General features: G+C 61.7%; 7 protein-coding genes. 4 read left to right on the top strand and 3 right to left on the bottom strand.

From position 1 onward, the window contains the following. Both AADA04_RS08170 and AADA04_RS08165 read left to right on the top strand, forming a co-directional pair. The coding region (locus tag AADA04_RS08170; RefSeq protein ID WP_340692765.1) for an FAD-dependent monooxygenase at nucleotides 1–798 on the top strand (798 nt) is incomplete at its 5' end. A gap of 251 nt (nucleotides 799–1,049) precedes the next feature. After that, nucleotides 1,050–2,228 (top strand): L-serine ammonia-lyase, encoded by a 1,179-nt coding sequence (locus AADA04_RS08165; RefSeq protein ID WP_340692764.1) that lies wholly within the window; start codon nucleotides 1,050–1,052, stop codon nucleotides 2,226–2,228. 3 nt (nucleotides 2,229–2,231) lie between these two features. Here AADA04_RS08165 and mprF read toward each other — a convergent pair whose 3' ends face one another. The 3 genes from mprF to AADA04_RS08150 are packed head-to-tail and all read right to left on the bottom strand — an operon-like array spanning nucleotide 2,232 to nucleotide 6,333. Further along, entirely contained in the window at nucleotides 2,232–4,838 is a 2,607-nt protein-coding gene (gene mprF, locus AADA04_RS08160) for a bifunctional lysylphosphatidylglycerol flippase/synthetase MprF (protein ID WP_340692763.1), read from the bottom strand. Beyond that, nucleotides 4,831–5,400, bottom strand: a complete 570-nt coding sequence (locus AADA04_RS08155) for a DUF1003 domain-containing protein (protein ID WP_340692762.1) — start codon at nucleotides 5,398–5,400, stop codon at nucleotides 4,831–4,833. The genes mprF and AADA04_RS08155 overlap by 8 nt, the downstream gene beginning before the upstream one ends. 30 nt (nucleotides 5,401–5,430) lie before the next feature. After that, nucleotides 5,431–6,333, bottom strand: coding sequence for an alpha/beta fold hydrolase (locus AADA04_RS08150; RefSeq protein ID WP_340692761.1), 903 nt, complete (start codon nucleotides 6,331–6,333; stop codon nucleotides 5,431–5,433). Nucleotides 6,334–6,624: 291 nt separating this feature from the next. Here AADA04_RS08150 and AADA04_RS08145 point away from each other — a divergent pair, with 291 nt between their 5' ends. Beyond that, complete coding sequence (locus tag AADA04_RS08145) at nucleotides 6,625–7,896, top strand: MBOAT family O-acyltransferase (RefSeq protein WP_340692760.1); 1,272 nt, start codon at nucleotides 6,625–6,627, stop codon at nucleotides 7,894–7,896. Continuing rightward, nucleotides 7,874–8,809 (top strand): hypothetical protein, encoded by a 936-nt coding sequence (locus tag AADA04_RS08140; RefSeq protein ID WP_340692759.1) that lies wholly within the window; start codon nucleotides 7,874–7,876, stop codon nucleotides 8,807–8,809. The genes AADA04_RS08145 and AADA04_RS08140 overlap by 23 nt, the downstream gene beginning before the upstream one ends. Nucleotides 8,810–8,839 lie beyond the last annotated feature (30 nt).

The raw sequence follows: 8,839 nt of genomic DNA, 5'->3' as shown, positions 1-8,839 counted from the left end.
AACGGCGTTACGGCTATACTCGAAGACGGGAGGCACCTGTCCGCGGACGTGTTGGTGGGGGCCGATGGCATACATTCAGTCGTGCGAGAGCAGATGCTGGGGCCGGACACGCCGCGTTTCACCGGCAATGTCGCGTGGCGCGCCGTTGTGCCGATTGACCTGTTGGGCAAGGACCTGCCGCCGCCGACGGCCTGTGCGTGGGTCGGCAAAGGCCGCCATGCCGTAACCTATCGGCTGCGTAGCGGATTGCTTGCGAACTTTGTCGGCGTGGTCGAGCATGCTGGCTGGCAGGTGGAATCCTGGTCGGGCGAAGGCGCGAAGGAAGACGCACTGAACGATTTTGCCCAGTTCCATCCCGTGATCCTGAACCTGATCCGGAACGCGACCAAGTTGAACCGCTGGGCGCTTTATGATCGCGCGCCGCTGACGCGCTGGAGCGACGGCCGGGTCGTGCTGCTCGGCGATGCCTGTCATCCGATGCTGCCATTTCTTGCGCAAGGCGCTGTGATGGCGGTGGAGGATGCCTGGGTGCTTGCTGCGCGACTGTCCGAGGGAACGGACGTGGCCGTGTCTTTCGCGGACTATGAGGCGGACCGTCAGAGGCGAACGAGCGCTGTTCAGGCCGGCGCGCGGGCAAATGCGAAACTGTTCCATCGGCACAACCCGCTGACCCAATTGGCGACGTATGGCCCGATGTGGCTGGCAGGCCGTGCCGCGCCGGGCTTCGTGCATTCACGCAATGACTGGCTCTATGCCCACGACGTAACGGCCAGCCAGCGTGGGAAACCCTTGCCTTAGTGCGCGGCAACGGGCAGGCATTGTCCCTCCTGCAAGCCATTTACGGGCATATTCATGCTTTCGGTCCTTGATCTCTTTCGTATCGGTATTGGTCCTTCGAGTTCCCATACGGTGGGGCCGATCCGGATCGCCAACCGATTCGCGGCATCCCTGAGCGAGGCGAGTGTACTGGGTCAGGTGACGCGGATCGAGGTCGAACTGCAAGGGTCGCTCGCGCTGACCGGGGTGGGGCATGCGACGCCGAAGGCGGTGTGCTGGGCCTGCTCGGGCTGGAACCGGAGACGCTGGACCCGAATACGGCCGACGCGCAGGTGGCAGACGTCTACACAGGTAAACGCCTTCCTCTCGCCGATGGGACATCAATCGATTTCGATCCGGAAACCGACATTGTCTTTGCCTATCATGTACTGCCGGAACTGCATCCGAACGGCATGATGCTGCGCGCCTTTTCGGCGAATGGCGACGTGTTGCAGAACGAGACCTATTATTCGACTGGCGGCGGATTCATCGCTACCGCGAAGCAGCTGAAAGCACCGCCCGCCGACGATATCGTGAAAACAGGCCATGAGGTTCCGCATCCCTTTGCGTCGGCTGCCGACCTCCTGTCGATCTGCGCCGAAAAGGGCGTTGCCATTCACGATGTGATTCTCGCCAACGAAGATGCGATGCGGCCCCGGGAAGAGACAGACGCGGCGCTCGACCGGATTGCCGATGTCATGCTGGATTGCATCGCGCGAGGTCTGGCGCGTGAGGGCGTGTTGCCGGGCGGCTTGAAAGTGCGGCGCAGGGCGCCTGAAATATGGAAGAAGCTGCAGGCATCGCCGCAGTCCAACGAGCGTGAGCAGATTTTCGATTGGCTGAATGTCTATGCCATGGCCGTGAATGAAGAGAATGCCAGCGGCGGCCAAGTGGTCACGGCGCCAACCAATGGGGCAGCGGGAATCATTCCGTCCGTTATCAAACATTATTGCGCCGATGCGGAAGACGCTGCGGTGCGGCTGCGGAAGTTCCTGCTGACGGCGGGCGGTGTGGGCCTGCTATACAAGCAGCGCGCCTCCATATCCGGCGCCGAGATGGGCTGTCAGGGGGAGGTGGGTGTCGCTTGCTCGATGGCTGCCGCCGGACTGGCTGCAGTTTGGGGTGGCACGCCGCAGCAATGCGCCAATGCCGCCGAGATCGGCATGGAACATAATCTCGGACTGACCTGCGACCCGGTTGGCGGGCTGGTGCAGATCCCCTGTATCGAACGCAATGCGATAGGCGCGGTGAAGGCGGTGAACGCCGCACGGCTGGCGCTTCATTCGGTGGAGCAGACCAAGGTCTCACTCGACCAGGTGATCGAGACAATGCGCCAGACCGGAATCGACATGTCATCCAAGTACAAGGAAACGAGCCAGGGCGGGCTGGCAGTCAACGTCATCGAGTGTTGAACCTCAGCCCTTGGTGAACATGCCCTTGAGGCCGCCGCTGGTCAGGATGGCAACATCGCCGAGGGCGATGGGCAGGGAAAGGCCCGCCGGTGCGACCAGGTAGAGCGGCTCCCAATCAGGATCGAATTTCTTCTTGTAATTCCTGAGCCCTTCGAAGCCGTAGATCTTGTTGGCGTGCTCGTAGACGAAGGCGCCAAGCTTGGAGGTGAGCGTCGCGAGGCGATGGCCTTCAAGTCCGGACAGTGGCGCCATGCCGAGGTCGAACGCCTGCACGCCCTTTTCCTTGCCCCAAAGCATGAGTTCGATGAACAGGAAGTCCATGACGCCCTTGGGCGCGGCGTGACCGTATCGCATCAGGTCGATGGCCATCTCGCGCCCGTCAGCCGTTGACATAAGGTTTGCGAAAGCAACTATGTTGCCATCAAGGCGGGCGACCGCGATGGGGAAATTGCGGACATAGCCAGGATCGAACCGGCCTAGCGAAAAGCTTTTCTCGGCGCCGCCATGGATGGCCAACCATTCGTCAGAGATCGTGTGCAGCGTGGGCAGCACGTCGTCGCACGCGCCTTGCGGAATGACGTCGAATGAGAGGCCGTCGCGCAGGGCCCGCTTGTGGCTTGCGCGCAAGCCGGACCGGGCGGGCCCTTCGAGCGAGAATTTCACCAGCGGTACTAGCGCGGTCTCACCGATCTTTTGCGCCGTGAGGCCGAGGTCGAGCGCGAGTGGGAGGAATTCCTTGCGGACGGAGTAGAATACCGGATCGGCGCCATAGAGGTCTGCCTGCTCGCGGAATGTCCAAAGCAAGGGGACGATCTCGTCACGCTTGCCGACCGGTTCGCTCATCGCGATCCAGTGGCGTCCGCGCACACCATACATGATGAAGCTCTGGCCGCTGGGACTCATCAGGAACTGCTTGTCGCCGAGCAGGGCAAGGGCGCCATCGGAATAGCCGAATTCGGCCGTGGCGAGGATCTGCTTCAAGGTGGCGGGATCGACGGGGGCCGACGGAATGCCCTTGCCGATGGCAGGCTGGAGCCAGCGCCAGAGCGAGACCAGCAGGAGGACGATGGGGAGGGCCGCCGTAGCGCGGAGAAACCGTGACGTCTGGCCGTTGACCGAGAAGCTCCACCAGAGTTCGTCGCGATAGGCGACGTGTTCATAGGAGAAGAAGCCGAGCCAGACAGCCGCGCTGATGGCGCCAAGGATGGCCAGGATCCAGGGCAAGGTGAGCCGGGCCTGGCTGAGCGGCGTCTTGCGATAGAACGCCTTGCGCGAGGTCGCGAGGAGCCCGAGCGATACGGCGAGCAGGACCGCCTCGTGGGGGTCGGCACCTTTGAGCAGAGTCAGGCCGATGCCGAGCACGAGCAGGATGATGCCGATGGTCCAGGCGTGATCGAGTTTCTGGCGCAGGCCCAGCGCCACGATGAGCAGCAGGACACCGACAATCGAGGCGAGGAAGTGGGACAGTTCGATCACTGGCAGCGGCAGGATGCGTCCGGCGGCTTCGAGCGGGCCCGCCAGCGTCGGGGTCGTGGCCGAGATCAGCATGAAGGCGCCTGCGACGAAGGCGATCACCGAGAAGAGGGTCGGAGCGAATATTTCGGTGATATCCTGCGCCCTGGCGGCGGCGCCTTTCAACTGGGCGCCAGCCTGCGGTACCTGGTGCATGGCGAGCAGGACTGCGGCGACTCCCAGCGGGATCAGGTAGTAGAGGACGCGGTAGGCGATCAGGCTGGCCGCGAGGGCTTCGTTGCTCTGCGTCGGCACCATTAGCAGGATGACCGCCTCGAACACGCCGACGCCGCCGGGCAGGCCGCTGATGCCGCCGATGAAGCTGGCGGCCACGAAGACTGGCAGGAAGGCGAGAAAGGAGAGGCCGGTGTCGGGCGGCAGGACGGCGAACAGGACGAGGCTTGCGCCTGTCCAGTCGGCCATGCTGACGAGGATTTGCCCCGCGGCGACAGGCAGGCCCGGCGTGTTGAACCCGACCGAGCGGATGTGCCGTGTCCGGCCTTTCTGGCCAGCCAGAAAGAGAAATGTGCATACAGCAATGAGGCAAGCGGCGCCGAGCAGGTAGGCCAGCTCAGCCGGTATGTGGAACACGGTTTCGAACCGTGGGGCTTCGACAAGCAGCCCCGTGCCACCGATTGCCAGGGCGCCGACATAGAGTGTGACGCCGGTGATGACGGCGAGCACACCGATCTCCTGCGCGGTGAGGCCCCAGCTGGAATACAGGCGATAGCGAACGGCGCTGCCAGTCAGCAGCGGCAGGCCCAGCGTGTTGGAAAGCGCGTAGGAGGTGAAAGAGGCAAACGCCGTCCGGGCATAGGCGAGCGGTTTGCCGGCGTAGCGAAGGGCCAGCGTGTCATAGCCGGTGACTGCGAGATAGCTGATCGCGACCCCGGCCAATGCGAGCAGGATCTGTTCGAGCGATAGGGCACGCAGTTCGGCATAGATCTTGTGGACCGAGAGGTGGCGGATCTCGGTGTGGATCGCGACAATTGCGAGCACGAAGAGGACGGCAACCAGGGCCAGTGCGGCATGGCGTTTCCAGGGTGGGAGAGCCAGCTTGGGTGAGACCGGGACGGGCGGCGCAGTGGGTTCAGACATCCTTGCGTGTGCCGTCTGACGATGCCGCAGAAAGCTTTTCCAGCAGGGCCAGTTGCGCGGCCTGCGTTTCGAGGAGGCTGGTCAGCTGGGTCTGCCGCATTTCGTCCAGTTTCTCGTGCAGCTGCAGGATTTCCAGCTCGGCCTTGAGGTTCACCTCATAGTCGTAATTGGCTGCGGCCCGATCCTTCGCGGCCTGCCGGTTCTGCGACATCATGATGACCGGCGCCTGGATGGCGGCGAGCATCGACAGGATCAGATTGAGGAAGATGAAGGGGTAGGGGTCGAACGCGTGGGCCTTGTCGAGGACCAGGGCCGTGTTGCCGCCGATCCAGATCACGAGGACAAGTCCGAACAGGCTGATGAACATCCACGACCCGCCGAACTCGGCAACCTTGTCGGCCAACCGGTCGCCGAATGTCGACTCCTTCTCGAGCGTCTGGCCGACATTGCGGGATATCCGGCGGCGTTCGATGAATCGTTCGAGGACGCGGCGCTCCCGGTCGGTCAGGTCTTCCAGCCGTGACTGCATCAGGTCACGGGCGAGCGTCGAGATATCCTTCATTGCCGGTCTCCTCGGAATGGCCGTCAGGCACTATACTCCGATTTCCGCTTGTCCACCCATGCATGTATCGACCGAGTTGTCCTCGGGCAGGGGGACCATCATCCGCGTCATGTATCGCACTTCCCTTGCGATGCGGGCGGCATGCGCCGGGTTCAGCAGGGATGTATGGGTTTCGCCGTCGAGCCCGAACAGGCGTCCATAGCCGCCCTGGTTCGAGACGGACCTGACGAGGCCCGCGTTTTCGCCGCCGTCGGCCTCGCGCGAAAAGACCGATACCGGCGAGTTGACCGTGACGGCCGGGTTGAAATAGGCGGCGGCGGGATCAATCGCGGTGACTTCGCCACGTGCGGCGATCCAGTGATCAGGCTTGCGGAACAGGAATCGTTTCTCGGTCCGGCGCTCCCGGGGCAGGTCGATATCGTCGCCGGTAAAGGGCGCGACCGCGCGCAGGAGGCCCATTTTTGCGACCGTGCCGCCGACTCGCAAGAGCAGGGCGAAAGCATTGAGCGGGCGCATGCCGCCTGACTTGCGCAGGTATTTGGGGTTCATCGCATCGACGAAGACGCGACCGGCCAGTTCGTCGGGATGAAGATTGGCAAAGGCGTGCAGGCGCAAGCCCGCCATGGAGTGGCCGACCAGCACATAAGGCGGACGTGCGCCGAGCGCTGCAAGCAGGCGGCGCAGGTCAGCGATGTGGAATTCGGGTGTCAGAGGCGTGCCCTCGGGTGCCGGGTCGCTCCAGTCCATGCCGGCCCGGCCGTAGAGCACGACTCGGTGGTCAGCCTTCAGCGCTTCCTTGACCCACCATCCGTCAACGTAGGAACCGAACGCGCCGTGATCGAAGACGACCAATGGCGCATTTTCCGGCCCTTCGACCAAAACATGGAGGCGGCGGCCAGCATCAACTTCGACAAGGTCAAATGGGGCGTGCATCGCGAAAAATCTCCGCAGGCAAGTTCGGGAATGGGGGAGGAAAACGGCGTCGTTGAGTCGCGCGGTTTATAGAGCCAAGTGCCGCAGGCCGGAACCGGCCTTTGCAGGCGGTGACTGCTATTTGCTGCGCGCAGGGATGCCTGAGCGCCCGGTCTCAGGCCGCGCCATCTCGTTGCGGAAAAGAAACGAGTGCGGGAGTTTGTTGGAAACTCATGACGATAATTCTGTTGACCATGTAATGGTAAATAAGCCTACTGAAATAGGGCTGACTATATTTGAATTGGTGGGCTGATGACAAAACAGATGCAGGAAATGGGCATATTTTGGTTGTCCGGCGTAGCTATCCTTGCTGTTGCGCAAGTAATGGTTAACGGGTCGGGCGTCTGGGAGTCGGGGGCGCTACCTGGTTTTGCGCTCAAGGCGGCCATTCCGTTGGCGGTCTGCGTCGCCATTGTCGTCTTGCTGATGATGGCTGGCGACCGTGAGCGGACGGTGATTGCGCCTTATGTCCTGTTCTTCGCCATTTCGGCGACGTCGGTCTTCGGCCTGACCAAGACGCTGACCGGATCGCACGCTTCGTCGACGAACCTGCTGCTCTATGGACTGTCATTCTATACGGCGTCGCTCGCCTATATTGCGCGGAGCCGGATGTTGACCCCGCGCGCGGCAGTGCTGGCCAGCAACCCGCTGCTGATCATCACGGGTCCAGTCGCGACGCAGTTCCGCGACGTTCGCTATCGTGGCCTGCGCAGCCGGGCGGACTATTATCTTCCCTTCGTATTCCTCGGCCTGTTCCTGCAGCAGACGATCGCGACACCACTGACCAAGACATTCGATCTTCTGAAGGAGACCGATGTTGTTTCATCGCTGACTTTTGCGGCGATCTTCGAGCTGTTTGTGTATGCCAATTTCTGCGGTCTATCGTTGATCATATTCGGCCTCGCCGGCCTCATGGGGTTCAGGATTCCGCTGAACTTCCGGCAGCCTTTCTCGTCGACAAATGTGATCGAGTTCTGGCGGGGCTGGCACACGTCGCTGTCTGTGGTGCTGAAGAGCCTGTTCTACGCGCCGACCAAGAAGCAGTTCGGCACATCGGCCGCGCTCTTTACGGTCTACATGGGGTCGGCCATGTGGCATGGCGTGACCCTCAATTTCGCTCTGTGGGGCCTGTTCCACGCGCTCATGTTCGTCATCACGCTGCGCCTGCTGAAGCGCGGGTTCAAGGTGCCGGCCTTCTTCGTGCTCGGCATCGCGGTCGTGATTGGACGCATGTTGTTTGCGGATTCCGATTCCGGGCGCCTGTTCGAGAAACTACACTTCCGCTTCGTTGATTTTTCCGTTGTCTACAAGTTGACCCATATGCCCTGGACGACGCAGCTCGCGCTGGGGCTGATTGTCGTGTTCGTGGCTCTGGAAATCCTGCTTCAGACCAAGCCGTATTTCTCGCAGCGAAACTACAAGTTCTACCGGCTTCCGGTGGTCCAGTTCGTCATGCTCGCGCTGATGCTGGCCACGATCGCAAATGGGGTGGGGATGGATTATGCCGTTTATGGTCAGCGCTAATCGTTTCATCTTGCGGTTTGGCATTCCAGCGCTGTTGCTGGCTTATACCAGCTATCTCGTATGGGGCTACACGCAGCAGACGGATGGCGGGCGCACCGCCATCATCCGGCAGCATCTCAGCAATCTCGAAGCCATGGACCATGTGGATGGTCTCGTCCTGGGCGGGTCGAATGCCGTCTTCAGCCTGTCAGCGGCCCAACTCGACGAACTGAGCGGCATGACCTGGTACAATGCCTCGCTGATGAACGAGGGCTATACCGATCCAAATTATCGTCGTTTCGTCACGCAAGTGGCAGATACCGTCGACAGGGATGCCATCAAGCTTGTCGTCTACTCGACAGTATCGCCACTGCGGGCGCATGAGTTTGATCGACGCAAGAACTTCAAGGGCGATGTTACCGGGCACCTGCCGCTCAGCATCAAGCCCAGCCGGAGCGCGCTCGACTATTTCATCCAGTCGGCATTCGAAGGCGGGGTGAGCAAGTCCAAGGACTACCCCTTGCCGACCCGGGATGGCGACATCGACTTCAGTCATGTGGACTGCGGCGAGCTGCCGGCCGAGGGGCAGTTTTTCGAATGGGAAGATGTAACGCTGTCGGCCCAGACGATTGCGATCCAGACAGATTTTCTTGAATCCATGTTCCCGAGCGCAAAAGTAATGATCGTGCTGCCGAGCGAGTATTACTCCCGGCCCGAGGACCTGGAGAACCGCAAGCAGCTGGTCGATTCGCTGTTCGATCAGGTGACCCATGATTTCGATGATATGGCGACGATAGATGCGTCCCGCGTCAGCTTGGTGGAGCAGTCGCCCTATCCGGTCTTCGGCTATGTCTGCGATTCCCGCCACCACGCGAACCAGATTGGCCGGGCGTTCCGGACGCAGGACCTGTTCGCCCGTCTGGACGCGAGTTGACCCTATAAGGGGCGTGTTTTGGGGTAGGGG

The sequence above is a fragment of the Hyphomonas sp. genome, assembly GCF_037969335.1.
Taxonomy (GTDB): domain Bacteria; phylum Pseudomonadota; class Alphaproteobacteria; order Caulobacterales; family Hyphomonadaceae; genus Hyphomonas.
The sequence above is the reverse complement of the archived record's forward strand: the minus strand, read 5'-3'. Positions and strand labels throughout refer to the sequence as shown.

Excerpts from the sequence above, each read along its gene's own strand:
- mprF (WP_340692763.1), bottom strand. The coding sequence starts at position 4,838 with ATGTCTGAACCCACTGCGCCGCCCGTCCCGGTCTCACCCAAGCTGGCT.
- AADA04_RS08155 (WP_340692762.1), bottom strand. The coding sequence starts at position 5,400 with ATGAAGGATATCTCGACGCTCGCCCGTGACCTGATGCAGTCACGGCTG.
- AADA04_RS08150 (WP_340692761.1), bottom strand. The coding sequence starts at position 6,333 with ATGCACGCCCCATTTGACCTTGTCGAAGTTGATGCTGGCCGCCGCCTC.
- AADA04_RS08145 (WP_340692760.1), top strand. The coding sequence starts at position 6,625 with ATGACAAAACAGATGCAGGAAATGGGCATATTTTGGTTGTCCGGCGTA.
- AADA04_RS08140 (WP_340692759.1), top strand. The coding sequence starts at position 7,874 with ATGCCGTTTATGGTCAGCGCTAATCGTTTCATCTTGCGGTTTGGCATT.